Genomic DNA, 16205 nt, shown 5'->3' with positions numbered 1-16205 from the left:
AAGCTTCTGAATTATTCAGTTTTCCAAATACCCACTCGGCACTACCTTGACGCCATGTCTGGCAAGCACTTGGGCAGATTGAAAGATCGCAGCCTGCGGCAGCTCCTACACTTTGCGTGTGCAAACCCGATCCTGTAGGCGTTGCCGCAGGCTGCGATCCTTTGACGTCCCAAGGCTCGCTGAAACGGCAATCCGTCAATGTAAGATTCGAGGTAAGTCCCATGTCTGAACAAACCCTGGCTGTGCACGCGCCTTATAACGGCGCGGTGATCGGTCATGTGGCGATTTCCACAGACGCCGATGTCGAGCAGGCGTTGACTGTCGCCCACAGCCTCTTCCGCGATCGCAGCCAGTGGTTGTCCAAGCCGCGTCGCATTGAAATCTTGCTCCGTGCCGCCGAGTTGATTGGCGAACGCAAAATCAAGATTGCCACTCAAGCGGCCAGCGAAGGCGGCAAGCCGCTGAAAGACTCGATCGCCGAAGTCGAACGCGGCATCGATGGCATCCTCAATAGCATCGAGGTTTTGCGCTCCGAGGGCGGCCACGTGATCCCCATGGGCCTGAACGCCGCTTCGGCAAACCGTGTGGCGTTCACCCAATTCGAGCCGATCGGCGTGGTCGTGGCCGTCTCTGCGTTCAACCATCCGTTCAACCTGATCGTGCACCAAGTGATACCGGCCATCGCCGTCGGCGCACCGGTGATCGTCAAACCGGCAACCAACACTCCGCTCAGTTGCAGGGTGCTGGTCGATATCCTGATCGAGGCGGGACTGCCCCAGGGTTGGGCGCAAATGGTGCTGCCGACCGACAATGCCATTACCGGCAAACTGGTGTCCGATCCACGGGTGGGCTTCTTCAGTTTCATCGGCTCGGCGGCGGTGGGCTGGATGTTGCGCTCGACCCTGGCACCGGGCACCCGCTGCGCGCTGGAGCACGGCGGAGCGGCGCCGGTGGTGCTGGCGGCTGATGCCGATCTTGAAGACGCACTGCCACGCATCGCCCGCGGTGGCTTCTTCCACGCCGGCCAAGTCTGCGTGAGCGTGCAACGGGTGTTCTGCCACAGCAGCATCGCCGAGCAGGTCGCCGAGCGCCTGGGCCAGTTGGGCGACGCCATGGTGGTCGGTGATCCGACCGATCCGTATACCGATGTCGGTCCACTGATCACTGAACGTGAAATGAACCGCGTGGGCCAGTGGGTCAATGAAGCGGTCGCCAGTGGCGCGCGCCTCGTCTCGGGAGGTCGCACATTGGGCAACAACTGCTATGCGCCTACCGTGCTGCTGAACCCGTCCATCAATTCGAGCGTGATGCAAAAGGAAGTGTTCGGCCCGGTGGTGGCGGTATACGCCTACGATGAACTGGCAGAGGCGATCCAGTTGGCCAATGCCCTGCCCTATGCCTTCCAGGCCGCGGTATTCACACAAAACCTGGACACCGCCATGCAGTGCTACCAGGACCTGAACGCCACAGCGGTGATGGTCAACGAAAGCACCACGTTCCGCGTCGACTGGATGCCGTTCGCCGGGGCGAGTCTGTCCGGGCATGGCGTGGGCGGGATTCCGCACACCATGAAGGACATGCAGGTCGAGAAAATGATGGTCTGGCGCTCTCGGGCTGTGCGGGGTTGAAGCACCGCGGTGATCGAACACCGCGGTGGTTGAACAAGCAGCCGGATGTCAGGCGAACAGATCGACGCCCAATTGAAACGCGACCCACAGCGCCAGGCCCGTGGCGAAAAGCAGTGCGATGTTCTCAAACAGGTTGTTGCGGTATTGCTTGCCGAGCAATGACTTCTGGTTGGACATGATCAGCAAGCCCAGGGAGATGACCGGCAACCCGATGATGTTCAGTGCACTCACACCGATGGTCAGCGTCACGAAATCCGGCATGCCCGGGAGCGACCAGATCAGTGGCGTCACCAGAATGAACAGCATGAACCACTTGTGCATCGGGTCATGGTGGAACTCTTTACCGTAACGCTCGCGGCGCTTGGGGCTGACGTGTTGCAACGCATCGGTAATGAGCATCGGGAAGGCTGTGGTCTTGCCCGAAATACTGGCGAACAGGGTCGCGAATACGCCGATGAAAAAGACATACCAACCGATGGGGCCAAAGAAAATTTCCAGCGCTTTGCCCAGGTCGCTCAGGGTTTTGACTTCAATGCCGTTCGGTCGCAGGATCTCCGCGCCAACGATCCAGATGGCCAGGTTGATGACGATCCCGACAAACACCGCAAACAGCAGGTCGTTACGCTGAATGCGCTTGTGTTCAGGCCCGACCCACCCCTTTTGACGCATGACGTAGGGGTGAACAAAGTTGGCGATCGAACCGGCAACCGCGCCGATGACCGACACCGCGACCAGCAGTGCACCATGCACACCTTCATCGGGCGGAATGCTGAAACCGATGGTGCCTTTGACGATGCCGGCGACATCGGGACCGGACATCACGGCCAGGGCAATGAACGCCAGCGTCATGATCGCCAGCAACACCTTCATGACGCCTTCGATCATCGAATAGATATTGCGACCGACCAGTAACCAGACCGCCAGCACCACCGCCACTGAACAGAGCAATGGATAGTCGACCTTCAGCAACATGGCCAGGGACTCGCCCGCCCCCTTGATCATGTAGGCGTTCATCAAGTGCCCCATCAACAAGGCATAACCGAGCATGAACCAGGCAAAAAACGGATGGAGCTGGGCATAGCCTTGCAGGATCGTCATGCCCTGGTTATTGCACAACTGGAAGCGCGCAATGATGTTGACGATCAAGTATCTCAAGAGCAGGGAGACCGCCAGCACCCACATCATTGCGTAGCCGTAATTGGCTCCGGCTACCGATGACGTGATCAGGTCACCTGCGCCCAGCCAGGACAGTACGGCAATGATGCCCGGGCCAAGCAGCTTGAGTGTTCGGGCGAGACGGCTTTGGGTGGGGGCCGCAGATTGGGGAACAGCGGATGGGACGCTGGTCATAGACGGAATCTCCATTATTGTATTTTTGAGAACCGGCGCAGTCGACCATAATTGATACGACGTCGTACAACTAAAAATAAGCTGAAGTATTTAAAAATGTTTCAAGCTCTGGGGTCGGTCATTTCGGCAACGTGAGGATCGCCGGCTCAAGTCACCCTTCTTCCCTGACTGACCGGGGTGTTGCATACCTGTGGGAGCGAGCCCTGCTCGCGAAAAACGTCCGGACAACGCGGTCATTCAGGCAGCACGCGTTATCGTTGACGACCATCGCGAGCAGAGCTCGCTCCTACCCGGGCAGTGCGCGTTGCCGCCCGGAGTCAAGCGTTGCGCCTACGCGGATTGAACCACCGCCTGAAGCCTGTTCAGCAACTCACTGGACTTGTTTTCGTCCGGCTCTTTCTTGTCAAACCAACTGGTGCCGTTCTGCAGAATCTCGGCCAGGATCGGGAAATACAGCTGCTTTTTCTTCGCCAGTTCTACAGGGTCGGCGGCGGTGGCCTGGTCCAGTGCGGTCTGGATGGTCGCGCGCTGGGACAACCATTGCGGCGTTGATTTCTCTTCGGGACTCATGTTGTCCAGGAAGTTCAGGGCCGCCTTGGCGCGGCCGACCGGGTCGTTGGCGAACGGATCTCGCCAATTCTTCTTTTGATCCTCCGGCCCGACGTAATAACCGGTGGCCAGTTGCGCCTGCTGGCGCATCAGGTCTTGCGCCGCGGTCTGCTCCTCCTTGGTGAACTTGCCGCCTTCGTTGGTGGCGACGGCGTACAGCGAACGTCGATCCAGATCGCCCATCAGCGCATTGCGATCCTGAATGCTGTTGTCGTACGGCTTACCGCTGTCCTTCATCAGCGCGTATTTTTCATCCATGCGCTTGCGGGCATCGATGGCAACATCGGCAAAGGTCTTGTCCCTGGAACTGGAAATCGCCCCGGGTTTGGCGACACCCAGGATAAGCGCGTCGGCGTTCATCCCCGGCCGCACCGGAAAATACGGCGCGTTGCTGGCGATCGAATCACTGTAATCGGTGGCCGTGCCGGACAAACTCACCGAATCATCATTCTGCGTTTTGTCCGCCGACTGATCGCTGTCGGCGACATTGCCCTTGCCATCGGCAACCCTGGCGTTGGCGGCAGAGGAATAGGCGGCGATCAAGGCACTGGATGAGGACGAGGATGAGTGGACGTTCATGATTCTTCCTTGTTGTGAGGCTGGGTGGTCGGCAAACCGCCGCCTAATCTACTGACGTTGGCCCTGTAAATAAACCATCGTCTGTGGGAGCGAGCCGGCTCGCTCCCACAAGGGATCTCTGTCTCGCGTCTATACCAAAGCGTTAATGGCATGCACCCATGTCTGGTGGTCAGCACGCTTCTTTGCCCATAAATTCCCCACGACAAGGGAATCGGTGCCGTCGCCGGACTGACTGTCCTGGACCGCTCCAAGCGCTAACCACAGCACGCACATGAGTATTGAAAAAATGACTGATGAGATAAGCGGAACCACCCGTCGCGCCTTGATGACCAGCGGTGCCATGGTAGCCGCGGCACTGGCCGTGACGGGACCGACGCTGGCAGCACAGCAGGCACCTGCGGCAACGCCTGCGGTTGGCAAGACCAGTGGCAAAGGCTCGGGAATGATCACGGTCAAGGACGGCACGCGAATTTTCTACAAGGATTGGGGCAGCGGACAGCCGATCGTATTCCACCATGGCTGGCCGCTGTCCAGCGACGACTGGGATACGCAAATGCTGTTTTTCCTCAGCCAGGGCTTCCGCGTCATCGCCCATGATCGCCGTGGTCACGGCCGCTCGACCCAAACCGCCAGCGGCAACGAAATGGACACCTACGCCGCCGACGTCGCCGAGCTGATGGCGTACCTCGACATCAGAAATGCCGTGCATATTGGTCACTCCACCGGTGGCGGTGAAGTGGCCCGCTATGTAGCCAAACATGGCCGTGGTCGCGTAGCCAAAGCGGTGCTGATCGGGGCCGTGCCGCCGATCATGCTGCGCACCGCGAACAATCCGGGAGGCCTGCCTCTGGAAGTCTTCGATGGATTGCGAAAAGCCGTGGCCGACAATCGCGCCCAATTTTACCGGGATTTTCCCACCGGGCCGTTCTATGGCTTTAATCGCACCAACGCCAATGTCTCCGAAGCCGTCATCGACAACTGGTGGCGCCAGGGCATGAACGGTGGGATCAAGGCGCAGTACGACTGCATCGAAGCCTTCTCGGAAACCGACTTCACCGATGACCTGAAGAACATCGACGTGCCGACCCTGGTACTGCACGGCGAAGACGACCAGATCGTACCGATCGCCGACTCGGCACACTTGTCGATCAAGCTGCTCAAGCATGGCACGCTGAAAACCTATCCCGGCCTGCCCCACGGCATGTGCACCACCCATGCCGAGGTCATTAACCGCGACCTTCTGGCGTTCATCAAGGGTTGACCTTCATTCACCGGGCAGCCAGCAATGCACGCCGGGCGGGCGAGGTCATCAGGCGAATTCGCGACCTTACCCGCAAAAGCGATTCGCACTACGAAGAACTGGATCTAGAATCGGTAGTAGCAGACTCACTTGCCCTGCTTGACCGGGAAATCCAGAGCCATCAGGTGCAATTGTCGCGCAAGGTAGAAGGCCGTTCGCCCAAGGTGTCGGGCGATCGAATCCAGCTCCAGCAGGTGGTGATCAACCTGATCATGAACAGCCTGCAGGTCATGATTGGCCACAAGGATTTGCCCAGGGAGCTGCACGTGCGCATTCATGCGAAAGAGAGTCTTGCGGTGGTGGAAGTGCACGATAATGGCCCAGGGATTGACAAAAAACACCTTGCGTTGCTGTTTGATGCGTTTTTCACGACCAAAGAAGAGGGTATGGGAATCGGTTTATCCATCTGCCGCTCAATAATAGAGTTGCATGGTGGACGCATCTGGGCAGACAGTCAGCCAAACGGCGGCGCGACTTTCTCATTCTCCCTCCCTGCTTCGACAACGGACACCCAACGATGGACATAGCACCACGCTTCATCATCCATGAAACCACTCACTGGATACTCAATCACCACATGTCGTCCAAGCTCCCTGGCTATCTGGTGCTGGGGACGAGGCACCCTGTCCGTTCATTGTCCGACCTTCCTGACAACGCACTGGGCGAGATGGGAACTCTGCTCGCCCGAATCCAGAAAACCATGCAATCGGAGCTGCAACCGAAGTGGCTCTACATCAGCCGATTCGGCCATGACCCACGCTTCCCCATCCATTTCCACTTCATCCCGGTGTATCACTGGGTCGAGGATCTGTTCTGCCAGGATGAGCGATACCGGGTGCTGAAGAACTTCGGCGCGGGCGTCGAAGCGCATACCCTGACCGATGGCGCGGAATTGACCCTGTTCATCTGGCGCGAATTTGGCGAGAGCCCGGAGCCGCCAAGCGTTCAGGGGCCTTCGATCGAGGAGATCATCGAGCGGTTGCGGGTGGCGTTCGACCAGAAGGACTAATCGCACGATTCAGGTCAAGACCCTGGGTTTGATACAGGGCTATCGGTGATAGCCCTCGTCATACCGAATCAACTAGGCAGCTTTTACTTCGCCCACGTGTTTAACAAGTTCGTCGACCTGCTGAGGCAAATCACCCAACTTAGTTGGATCAGTGACTACGCTCACTAAAGTAACGCCAATGACAACCAGATCTCCGACAACATCCAGGACTTTGCCCACCACCTTTAAATTCTTGATTGTTTCGCTTGCACCTTCGATAGACTTGGTAAGTCTGGCGACGGGCATCTTCACGTCAACAACCAAGCTTTTTTTTGCCAACTTTGAGTAATACTCCGCAACCTCTCGAGCCTTATCGATCTTGAACCCAATATCCTCCTTCTCTTCATCTGTATAAGGGGGCGTGCGATCCGCCACCTCAAATGCAAGCTTGGCATATATAGAATAATAAAAATTCGAAACCCTGTAGAGCCCTGTCGCATCAAGCTTATTTCCTGACATGGCACAACTCCTCTTAATCCGCAAAGGCGGCCTGATATTGTTTACGAGCCTTTTCGACATCCTCTTTAGCAGCCTTGACATTCGCAATCAGGTCCTTCATTGACCTTGAATTGAATGAGCTCAAATTCATCGCCATTTCATGATGAACCGTGCCAAATTTCTTGATAGCGTCGGACGCCGCGAATGCTGCATTCGTCTTGGCATTCGATTCAGCGAGGCGATCCTTTCGTGATTGAATATTGCCAAATGCATCTATAAAATTGTTCGCCGGATATGCTTGCACAATGCGTCCGTACCATTGATTTGTTTCCAATTCCTCAGTCAAAATTCTATTTGCAGTGTTTTTCGTTTGTTCCGACAATAAATCGACAAGCAACTGAATATCAGCGTCATTCTCAATAATTAATTGCTTCAACTTATACTGGCGCCACCCTTCCAAGGGTAACTTTACCAGTTTAACAATAGCCCCGTAGGCTGCGTTTCTTTTCTCTCTGCTTTCTTTGTCCTCCGCACTCCCCGGAAAACCATTCAAATCCTTGACGAGCTCGTCGACATTTTTATCAACACTAACAACATCATCTCCCGCCAGAGCCGCCAGTTGCACCATATACTTCGAAAGAACACTTTGAACAGATTCAATTGCCTTTTTCTCGTCCTCACTTAAAGTTTGAACATCGGCTTTTGGAATATCTATATATTGGACGCACACATTTTCGACTTTCTTACAGAGAGGATACGATTGTGCAACATTGATCAGATTTTTTTTTCGTGCTTCCCAGGTTTGCTCGTAGTTTAGAGCTTGAGTCGAAGCAGTAATCGCTGCCGACTGATTAGAGAAATCCCGGATTTCCTCCAGGTTGGCACACCCATTCAGTAACGATAGAGAAAGCAAAAGACCAGACAGTTGTACAAGTGATCGAATCGCAGACAATCGCATAGCGTGATCCCTCGGGTAAGCCTGCGCGGAAGATGAGCGCACTCACTGCCCTGTACACTCAACATGAGCGAATACTCAGACGGGAATCTAGTCGACAAACCGTAATAGCGCCAAGCCAGCATTGCGACTGGAAAAGAGGAGCAGCAATGCTGTCCTTCAGGACGCCGACCCCTCCCCCATCACATCGTCCGCCCAACTGATCGCCGCTACCACCGTCGGGAAACCGATGGTGCTGGTCAGCGAGATCAGTGCGTGACGGATCTGCTCCGGCGTGGCACCGGCCTCCAGCGCCCGTCGGGTATGGCTGTGCACGGCGCCTTCGGAGCGAATGGCCGCCGCGGCGCCGAGCTGGATCAACTGGACCATCTTCTCTTTCAAGGGCCCGGCATGACGTACCGCCGTCCCCAGGGCCTCCACCGCGTCCAGATAATTCGGGTACTGACCTTTGAGGTTTCCGTAGGTTTTGTACGCTCTTTTCTTCGCCATTTTCTTTCCTCCGCGCGCCTGCACCGGTCGGCGCCCATGGGTACTTTCCCGATCCCGTTCTGCCCGACCCGCAAGGCCTCGATGAGCGAAAACTTGCGAAAAGCGACAGTAGGCTAAGCTTAGTGCAGCTTATTGCTCACGATGCTCGCATCTGCAGGTTTTGGGTTGTTTCTGGAGAGCGTCTGCAACAGCTATTTCAGACAGGCCCACACAAATTGCGCAGGACTTGCCGTGATGCCCGAGCCTTTTTTAAGTTTTGACGAACTCAAGCGTGCCGCCACTTCTGGCGAAATCGATACAGTCCTGGTGTGCATGGTCGACATGCAGGGGCGATTGGTCGGCAAGCGATTCCAGGTCGAGTTTTTCATCGACAGCGGCCATGAAGAAACCCACTGCTGCAATTACCTGTTGGCTGACGACATCGACATGGAGCCGGTGCCGGGCTACGCCGCCGCCAGCTGGAGCAAGGGCTACGGCGACTTTGTCCTCAAACCCGACATGCGCACCTTGCGCAAGGTGCCCTGGCTTGAATGCACGGCACTGGTGCTGTGCGACGTACTCGACCATCACCATCGCCGTGACTTGCCCCACAGCCCGCGGGCGATTCTGAAAAAACAGGTCGAGCGTCTGCGTGAGCGTGGCTACACCGGCATGTTCGCCTCGGAACTGGAGTTCTACCTGTTCGACGAGAGTTACGAGGCCATCCACAAACGCAACTACCACAAGCCGAAAACCGCCGGTCACTACATCGAGGACTACAACATCCTGCAGACAACCCGCGAAGAGCCGGTGCTGCGGGCGATCCGCAAGCATCTGCAGGCCAGCGGCATTCCGGTGGAGAACTCCAAGGGCGAATGGGGGCCGGGCCAGGAAGAGATCAACATTCGCTACGCCGATGCGATGACCATGGCCGACCACCACGTCATCATCAAGCACGCCTGCAAGGAGATCGCGCAACTGCAAGGCAAGGCGATCACCTTCATGGCCAAGTGGCGTTACGACGCCGCCGGTTCCAGCAGCCATATCCACAATTCGCTGTGGGACAAAAACGCGAAAAAGCCGCTGTTTTTCGACGCCAAGGCCGAGTTCGGCATGTCGAAACTGATGCGTTCCTGGGTGGCCGGCCAGCTCAAATATGCCAACGACATCACCTGTTTTCTCGCGCCCTACATCAACTCCTACAAGCGCTTCCAGGCCGGCACTTTCGCCCCGACCCGCGCGGTGTGGAGCCGCGACAATCGCACCGCCGGCTTCCGTTTGTGCGCCGAAGAAAGCAAGTCGATCCGCATTGAATGTCGCATTGGCGGCGCCGACCTCAACCCCTATCTGGCCTTCGCCGCGCTGATCGCCGCGGGGCTGGCGGGGATCGACGAAAAGCTCAGCCTCGACCCGCCTTACGAGGGCGATGCCTACGTCGACGAACATTTGCCCGAAGTGTCCAAGACCCTGCGTGATGCCTGCGCCGCGCTCAAGGGTTCGAGCATGTTGCGCGAGGCGTTCGGTGATGAAGTCATCGACCACTACGTGCACACCGCCGAGTGGGAGCAGAAAGAGTACGACCGGCGGATCACCGATTGGGAACTGCAGCGCGGCTTCGAGCGCTACTGAGAGCACCATGACCTCGACGATTCAACTCATCTCCCCGGTCGATGGCCGGGTCTACGCCGAACGCCCCTGCGCCGATGCGGCCCAGGTCGACAAGGCACTTGAGGCGGCCGCAACCGCCCAGGCGCAATGGAAACGCCGGCCACTGGGCGAACGCGCGGCTTTTTGCAATGCCGCAGCGGACGCGATGCTGGCCATGAAGGATGAAATAGCCCCGGAACTGTCTTGGCAGATGGGCCGCCCGGTGCGCTATGGCGCCGGTGAACTGCGTGGTTTTGACGAGCGTGCGCGGCACATGATCGCCATTGCGCCTGAGGCATTGGCCGCCGTCGAACCGGCGCCGATCTACGGTTTTCGCCGGCATATCAAACGCGAACCGCTGGGCACGGTGCTGGTGATCGCCCCGTGGAATTACCCCTATCTGACCGCCGTCAACACGATCATTCCGGCGTTGATGGCCGGCAACAGCGTCATCCTCAAGCACGCTTCGCAAACACTGCTGGTGGGCGAACGTTTCGCCGAAGCCTTTCGCCGCGCCAATCTGCCGGAAGGGCTGTTCCAGAACCTGGTGCTCGACCATGAGCAGACGGGCAGGATCATTGCTTCTGCGCGCGTACAGCAGGTGAATTTCACCGGTTCGGTGGGCGGCGGCAGAACCATGGAAAGCGCTGCCACCGGACGCTTTCTCGGCATGGGCCTGGAACTCGGCGGCAAGGATCCGGCTTACGTTCGCGCCGATGCCAACCTCGACCACGCGGTGGAAAACCTGGTGGACGGCAGCTTCTTCAACTCCGGGCAGAGCTGCTGCGCGGTGGAGCGCATCTACGTCGATCAAACCATCTACCCGGCGTTTGTCGAGCGTTTCGCCGCCCTCACCCGCCAGTACGTGCTGGGCAATCCGCTGGACGAAGCCACCACCCTCGGTCCGCTGGTGAGTCCGCAGGCCGCTGATTTTGTCCGTGACCAGATCGCCGCCGCACTGAGCCAGGGCGCCAAGGCACTGATCGGTCCACAAGACTTTGCCGCTGATGTACCGGGCAGCGCCTACCTCGCACCGCAAGTATTGGTCGACGTGACCCATCAAATGTCGGTCATGCGCGATGAAAGCTTCGGTCCGGTGGTCGGCATCATGCCGGTGGCCAGCGATGAGGAAGCCATCGCCTTGATGAACGACAGTGAGTTCGGGCTCAGCGCCTCGATCTGGACCCAGGATCTCGCCGCCGCCGAACGCCTGGGCAACGAGATCGAGACCGGCACCGTGTTCATGAATCGCTGCGATTACCTCGACCCGGCCCTGGCCTGGACCGGCGTGAAGAACAGCGGGCGCGGCGTGACGCTGTCGCGCCTGGGCTATGAACATCTGACCCGAGCCAAATCCTTCCATTTGCGCCACGAGATTTGAGCCATGAGCCTGACTGGAAACTGGAACTACCCCACAAGCATTCGCTTCGGTGTCGGCCGCATCAGCGAGCTGGCCGAGGTCTGTCGCAACCAGGGTATCCAGCGACCGCTGCTGGTGACCGACAGCGGCCTGGCGCGGGCGCCGATCACCACGGCGGCACTGGATACCTTGCGTAACGCGGGATTGGGCGCCGCGCTGTTTTGCGACCTCAAGCCCAACCCGGTCGAAGCCAACCTGGCCGGCGGGCTCGATGCCTGGCGTGCGGGCAACCATGACGGTGTGGTGGCCTTTGGCGGCGGCAGCGGCCTGGACATGGGCAAGCTCATTGCGTTCATGAGCGGACAGACCCGACCGGTGTGGGATTTCGAGGACATCGGTGACTACTGGACCCGTGCCGATGAAAGCCGCATCGCCCCGGTCATCGCGGTGCCGACCACCGCCGGCACCGGCTCTGAAGTGGGCCGCGCGGCCGTGATCATCGACGATCGCACCCACACCAAACGCATCATCTTCCATCCGAAAATGATGCCACGGGTGGTCATCAGCGACCCGGCCCTGACCGTCGGCATGCCGGCAAAAGTCACCGCTGGAACCGGCATGGATGCGTTATCGCACTGCCTGGAATCGTACTGTGCCCCCGGTTTTCATCCCATGGCCGATGGCATCGCGGTGGAGGGCATGCGTCTGGTGGCCAATGCGCTGGTGCGAGCGGTGCACACCCCGTCCGACCTCGATGCGCGCGGGCAGATGCTCGCCGCCGCGGCGATGGGCGCCACCGCTTTCCAGAAAGGCCTGGGCGGCATGCACGCCCTGGCGCATCCGATTGGCGCGCTGTACGACACCCACCACGGCATGACCAACGCCACCCTGATGCCCTATGTCCTGAAATTCAATCGCCCGGCCATCGAGGAACGCATCACGCGCCTGGCGGCTTACTTGCATCTGCCCTCGCCGGGCTTCGACAGCTTCCTGGCCTTCGTCCTCAAATTGCGCAAGGACATCGCCGTGCCGCATACGCTGTTTGAACTGGGGGTGGATGACAAGCAGGCAGACCTGATCGCGGACATGGCGATTGTCGACCCGTCCGCCGGTGGCAACCCGCTGCCGCTGACCCGGGCCGGCGTGGCGGAAATTTTCGAAGCGGCATACCACGGCCGTCTGTAGGAGCGAGCAAGCTCGCTCCTACAGAAAAGCGGGCAAGTTTCACCGGTTGGAAACAGGAGCAGTACGACAAGGGGTTGAAGGCCAGGCCGTCCGGGTTTCCCGGATGGATGCGTATCAAAACCTGAAGGGGCACACGACGATGAACCCAGCAAGCCAGCCCGGCACCGACGCGCACGACGATGACGTCAAGGTGCTGCACAGCATGGGCTATGCCCAGCAGCTCTCGCGACGAATGGGCGTTTTTTCCAACTTCGCGATTTCCTTTTCGATCATCTGCATCCTCTCCGGCGGCATCAACTCACTTGCCCAGGGCACCTCGGGCGCGGGCGGTGCTTCGATCGGCATCGGCTGGCCGATCGGTTGCCTGATTTCCGGGGTGTTCGCCCTGGCCATGGCGCAGATCTCCTCGGCCTACCCCACCGCCGGCGGGCTGTATCACTGGGGTTCGATCCTCGGCAACCGCTTCACCGGTTGGCTCACGGCCTGGTTCAATTTGCTGGGGCTGGTGACGGTACTCGGTGCGATCAACGTCGGCACCTATTACTTCTTTTTCGGTGCCTTCGGGCCGACGCTGGGCATGGAAGACACCACCACGACACGGGTGATTTTCCTGGCGATCCTCACCGGAATCCAGGCCCTGTGTAACCACCTGGGGATCGGCCTGACCGCGAAACTCACCGACTTCTCCGGCTATCTGATCTTCGCCACGGCACTGGCACTGACCATCGTCTGCCTGATCTCGGCCCCCAGCTACGAGTTCTCCCGGCTGGTGACCTTCGGTAACTATTCCGGCGAGGCTGGAGGCAGCGTCTGGCCACAGGTCTCCAACGGCTGGATCTTCATGCTCGGCCTGCTGTTGCCGATCTACACCATCACCGGCTACGACGCCTCCGCGCATACGTCCGAGGAAACCCGCAACGCCGCCATGTCGGTGCCACGCGGAATGGTCATGTCGGTGGTCTGGTCGCTGTTATTCGGCTGGGTCATGCTCAGCGCCTTCGTGCTGATGCTGCCGAGCATGGACGAAGCGGCCAAGCAAGGCTGGAGCGTGTTTTTCTGGGCCATGAACACCCAGGTGAACCCGTTGCTCAAAGATGCGTTGTTCGTGGCGATTTTCATCTCGCAAGTGCTCTGCGGCCTGGCCACCGTGACGTCGGTTTCACGCATGATCTTCGCGTTTTCCCGTGATGGCGGCCTGCCGTGTTCCAAGGCACTGGCCTCGGTTTCGCCGACCTTTCGCAGCCCGGTGGCGGCCATCTGGACCGGCGCCACGCTGGCGGTATTGTTTGTGTGGGGATCGTCCGTGATATCGATCGGTGAAACGCCGGTCTACACCATCGTGGTGTCCTGCACGGTAATCTTCCTGTTCTTCTCGTTCGTCATTCCCATTGTGCTGGGCCTGTTTGCCTACGGCACCTCGAAATGGCCAACCATGGGCCCCTGGAACATGGGGCGCTTCTGGTACACGGTGTTTGCCCTGCTCTCGGTGTTGTCGATGGTGATCATCTTCGTGATCGGCATTCAGCCACCGAATGATTGGGCGTTGTACATCACCATCGGGTTTCTGGTGTTGACGGCCATTGTCTGGTTCGGGTTTGAGGCCCGGCGCTTCCAGGGGCCGCCGGTGGGGGACATGATTGTCAAGCGCCAGGCCGATATTGCGGCGGCCGAGGCGGCTTTGGAGAAGCGCTCTTAAGGCGATTGCGCCTGTAGGAGCGAAGCTTGCTCGCGAAGACGGCAGCCCATCAACCATGATGCGCCTGACCCATCGCCTTCGCGGACAAGCCCCAATGCCTCAAACAGGTGTGTTTCTGCAGGCGTTGCCGAAGGCTGCGATTTTTCGATCTTCTACTCAGGCCGATCGATACGATCCAGCGCGCGGTTCACCGCCAGCTCACCCAACATGATGACCTGGGCAATGCCCAGCAGCGTATTGCGACTCGTCCCTTCCGTGCGGTCCGCCAGATCCAGGGTCATGACGTTGGCGGAGGCCAGGGACTCGCAGGCATGGGCCAGCAGGGATTCGACATCGAGCTCCGGGTTGACGATGAACATGCTGCAGAGTTTGCGCGGGGTGGCCTGGATGTCGGCGGCTGAGGGAATGCGGTCGGAAGGTATTGCCGGATCGTTCTCCGGCGGATTAGGTGTCGGTTTGACCATAAGCTGATTACTCCTGAATGGAGCCGCTATCGCTTCCCTACTAAAAGAAGGGTGGCGGCTGTACGCAGGTTAGTAGACCGGGGAGATCAGCATTTACCGGCGCGCCGAAGCGCCCTGCGCACAGCCACCATCAAACTCAGGATTGAATGCCTGACTGACAACACTGTGCACCTTACTGATAACACCACGGGCTACTAAACCCGATCACTGACAATCAGTGACGCGAATCAAGTTACCGAGCGGCCCCAAGGCGCACAAGCCGGCGGATTCTGGCGTAACCGTAGGCAACGACGCAAGGCGCTGTGGCTTTCTTGAAGTAACCTGACGGGCTTTTAAACACGCCCAAACTCCCACACCAAAAAGCGCCAGAAGGCGGTCGAACAACCCTGAATCCGCCCCCTTTAAACACTCCGTAAAAATTCCTACAGACCCGACATGCCAGCACACCGAAAGCGTCCTACACGCATATCGGAAGCATCCTATTTCAATCGTTGTCAGCTTGCAGAAAGCTGTCGAACGCATGAATGAGGGATGGAAATGAAGCCTCCCCGAACGCCCCAGGGAGGTCCAAATTTGAACACCACACTACCGGTCTTCTTCGACCACAGCCGCCACAAACTCTGGGTCAGCGACCTCCAAGCCCCCCTCGACGTCCTCGCCTTCCACGGCCAGGAACGCCTCAGCCAACCGTTCAGCTACCACATCGAATTCACCAGCACCGAACAGGACATCGCCGCCGAACACCTGCTCGGCAAGTCCGCCCGTTTCAGCCTGTACGCCCTCCCCAAACCGGTGATGCCTTGGGAAACACCGGAGGTCAAACCGCTACGCACCCTAAACGGCGTGATCACCGCCTTCAAACGCCTGTCCGCCTCCCTCGACGAAGCCCGCTACGAACTCACCCTGCAACCGCGTCTGGCCTTGCTCGAGCGCGGTCGGCAATACCGCCTCTATCAGCATCAGTCGGTGCCGCAGATCGTCGAACACATCCTGCGCGGCCGCCACGAATTCGAATACCAGGACTTCCTGTTCCGCTTGGTGCGCGACTACCCCAAGCGCGAACAGGTGATGCAATACGGTGAAAGCGACCTCGCCTTCATCAACCGGCTGCTGGCCGAGGTCGGCATCTGGTACCGCTTCACCCGCCACGAACGGCTGAACATCGACGTCGTGGAATTCTGCGACGACCAGCGCGGCTACCAGTTCGACGTCGAGCTGCCGTTGCGCCCACTGTCTGGACTTAACAGCAGCAGCGAGGACGCCGTCTGGCAGCTGCAATCGAGCCATCAAGTCGTGGAAAAAAACCTGCACCTGCGCGCCTACGACCCGCGTAACGCCAACGCCTGGCTGCAGAGCGATGTCGACCAGACCCGTGGCGCGAAAACCACCTACGGCGAGGCCTACCACTACGCCGAACCCTACACCGTGCTCGGCGATCGCTATCTGCAGGACGAGGACCTGCAAAGCGAAAGCGGCTA

15 protein-coding genes are annotated in these 16205 nt (G+C 58.8%); 9 read left to right on the top strand and 6 right to left on the bottom strand.

The genetic code is table 11. From position 1 onward, the window contains the following. Window positions 1–221 precede the first annotated feature (221 nt). Complete coding sequence (locus tag FFS64_RS17240) at window positions 222–1628, top strand: aldehyde dehydrogenase family protein (RefSeq protein WP_137806383.1); 1407 nt, start codon at window positions 222–224, stop codon at window positions 1626–1628. Window positions 1629–1676: 48 nt separating this feature from the next. On the opposite strand, the gene FFS64_RS17235 is transcribed toward FFS64_RS17240, so the two are convergent. Continuing rightward, window positions 1677–2978 (bottom strand): Nramp family divalent metal transporter, encoded by a 1302-nt coding sequence (locus FFS64_RS17235; protein WP_137806382.1) that lies wholly within the window; start codon window positions 2976–2978, stop codon window positions 1677–1679. A 330-nt stretch (window positions 2979–3308) separates the two neighbouring features. After that, window positions 3309–4166: a hypothetical protein gene (locus FFS64_RS17230; protein ID WP_137806381.1), complete on the bottom strand. Its 858-nt coding sequence runs from the start codon at window positions 4164–4166 to the stop codon at window positions 3309–3311. A 442-nt stretch (window positions 4167–4608) separates the two neighbouring features. On the opposite strand from FFS64_RS17230, the gene FFS64_RS17225 reads away from it, so the two are divergent. The 3 genes from FFS64_RS17225 to FFS64_RS17215 are packed head-to-tail and all read left to right on the top strand — an operon-like array spanning window position 4609 to window position 6475. Beyond that, on the top strand, window positions 4609–5427 hold the full coding sequence (locus FFS64_RS17225; RefSeq protein WP_256660477.1) for an alpha/beta fold hydrolase: 819 nt from the start codon (window positions 4609–4611) through the stop codon (window positions 5425–5427). After that, on the top strand, window positions 5424–5993 hold the full coding sequence (locus FFS64_RS17220) for a sensor histidine kinase (protein ID WP_137806379.1): 570 nt from the start codon (window positions 5424–5426) through the stop codon (window positions 5991–5993). The genes FFS64_RS17225 and FFS64_RS17220 overlap by 4 nt, the downstream gene beginning before the upstream one ends. Next, a complete protein-coding gene (locus FFS64_RS17215) occupies window positions 5984–6475 on the top strand; it encodes an HIT domain-containing protein (protein WP_137806378.1) in 492 nt (163 codons plus the stop codon). Before FFS64_RS17220 ends, FFS64_RS17215 begins: the two co-directional genes overlap by 10 nt. Window positions 6476–6547: 72 nt before the next feature. Here FFS64_RS17215 and FFS64_RS17210 read toward each other — a convergent pair whose 3' ends face one another. From FFS64_RS17210 to FFS64_RS17200, 3 genes are all read right to left on the bottom strand, one after another. Next, a complete protein-coding gene (locus FFS64_RS17210) occupies window positions 6548–6973 on the bottom strand; it encodes a hypothetical protein (protein WP_137806377.1) in 426 nt (141 codons plus the stop codon). A 13-nt stretch (window positions 6974–6986) separates the two neighbouring features. After that, window positions 6987–7910, bottom strand: a complete 924-nt coding sequence (locus tag FFS64_RS17205; RefSeq protein ID WP_137806376.1) for a hypothetical protein — start codon at window positions 7908–7910, stop codon at window positions 6987–6989. Window positions 7911–8066: 156 nt separating this feature from the next. Further along, on the bottom strand, window positions 8067–8396 hold the full coding sequence (locus FFS64_RS17200; protein WP_137806375.1) for a carboxymuconolactone decarboxylase family protein: 330 nt from the start codon (window positions 8394–8396) through the stop codon (window positions 8067–8069). A gap of 234 nt (window positions 8397–8630) precedes the next feature. Between FFS64_RS17200 and FFS64_RS17195 the strand changes: the two genes are divergently transcribed. The 4 genes from FFS64_RS17195 (at window position 8631) to FFS64_RS17180 (ending at window position 14263) form a co-directional block, all read left to right on the top strand. After that, window positions 8631–10004, top strand: a complete 1374-nt coding sequence (locus tag FFS64_RS17195) for a glutamine synthetase family protein (protein ID WP_137806374.1) — start codon at window positions 8631–8633, stop codon at window positions 10002–10004. A 7-nt stretch (window positions 10005–10011) separates the two neighbouring features. After that, window positions 10012–11403, top strand: coding sequence for an aldehyde dehydrogenase family protein (locus FFS64_RS17190; RefSeq protein ID WP_137806373.1), 1392 nt, complete (start codon window positions 10012–10014; stop codon window positions 11401–11403). Window positions 11404–11406: 3 nt separating this feature from the next. Continuing rightward, window positions 11407–12567, top strand: coding sequence for an iron-containing alcohol dehydrogenase (locus FFS64_RS17185; RefSeq protein ID WP_137806372.1), 1161 nt, complete (start codon window positions 11407–11409; stop codon window positions 12565–12567). 139 nt (window positions 12568–12706) lie between these two features. Next, entirely contained in the window at window positions 12707–14263 is a 1557-nt protein-coding gene (locus FFS64_RS17180) for an amino acid permease (protein ID WP_137806371.1), read from the top strand. Between the two features lie 152 nt (window positions 14264–14415). On the opposite strand, the gene FFS64_RS17175 is transcribed toward FFS64_RS17180, so the two are convergent. Continuing rightward, window positions 14416–14727, bottom strand: coding sequence for a DUF6124 family protein (locus FFS64_RS17175; RefSeq protein WP_137806370.1), 312 nt, complete (start codon window positions 14725–14727; stop codon window positions 14416–14418). Window positions 14728–15300: 573 nt separating this feature from the next. Here FFS64_RS17175 and FFS64_RS17170 point away from each other — a divergent pair. Beyond that, the coding region (locus FFS64_RS17170) for a type VI secretion system Vgr family protein (RefSeq protein WP_256660473.1) at window positions 15301–16205 on the top strand (905 nt) is incomplete at its 3' end.

Source organism: Pseudomonas sp. G(2018), assembly GCF_005502415.1.
GTDB lineage: Bacteria > Pseudomonadota > Gammaproteobacteria > Pseudomonadales > Pseudomonadaceae > Aquipseudomonas.
This window is presented reverse-complemented; position numbering and strand designations above follow the sequence as displayed.

What these genes read in the sequence shown, in the direction of transcription:
- FFS64_RS17175 (WP_137806370.1), bottom strand. Translation starts at nt 14,727, where the DNA reads ATGGTCAAACCGACACCTAATCCGCCGGAGAACGATCCGGCAATACCT.
- FFS64_RS17235 (WP_137806382.1), bottom strand. Translation starts at nt 2,978, where the DNA reads ATGACCAGCGTCCCATCCGCTGTTCCCCAATCTGCGGCCCCCACCCAA.
- FFS64_RS17210 (WP_137806377.1), bottom strand. Translation starts at nt 6,973, where the DNA reads ATGTCAGGAAATAAGCTTGATGCGACAGGGCTCTACAGGGTTTCGAAT.
- FFS64_RS17185 (WP_137806372.1), top strand. Translation starts at nt 11,407, where the DNA reads ATGAGCCTGACTGGAAACTGGAACTACCCCACAAGCATTCGCTTCGGT.
- FFS64_RS17205 (WP_137806376.1), bottom strand. Translation starts at nt 7,910, where the DNA reads ATGCGATTGTCTGCGATTCGATCACTTGTACAACTGTCTGGTCTTTTG.
- FFS64_RS17200 (WP_137806375.1), bottom strand. Translation starts at nt 8,396, where the DNA reads ATGGCGAAGAAAAGAGCGTACAAAACCTACGGAAACCTCAAAGGTCAG.
- FFS64_RS17230 (WP_137806381.1), bottom strand. Translation starts at nt 4,166, where the DNA reads ATGAACGTCCACTCATCCTCGTCCTCATCCAGTGCCTTGATCGCCGCC.
- FFS64_RS17190 (WP_137806373.1), top strand. Translation starts at nt 10,012, where the DNA reads ATGACCTCGACGATTCAACTCATCTCCCCGGTCGATGGCCGGGTCTAC.
- FFS64_RS17195 (WP_137806374.1), top strand. Translation starts at nt 8,631, where the DNA reads ATGCCCGAGCCTTTTTTAAGTTTTGACGAACTCAAGCGTGCCGCCACT.
- FFS64_RS17215 (WP_137806378.1), top strand. Translation starts at nt 5,984, where the DNA reads ATGGACATAGCACCACGCTTCATCATCCATGAAACCACTCACTGGATA.
- FFS64_RS17240 (WP_137806383.1), top strand. Translation starts at nt 222, where the DNA reads ATGTCTGAACAAACCCTGGCTGTGCACGCGCCTTATAACGGCGCGGTG.
- FFS64_RS17180 (WP_137806371.1), top strand. Translation starts at nt 12,707, where the DNA reads ATGAACCCAGCAAGCCAGCCCGGCACCGACGCGCACGACGATGACGTC.
- FFS64_RS17225 (WP_256660477.1), top strand. Translation starts at nt 4,609, where the DNA reads ATGATCACGGTCAAGGACGGCACGCGAATTTTCTACAAGGATTGGGGC.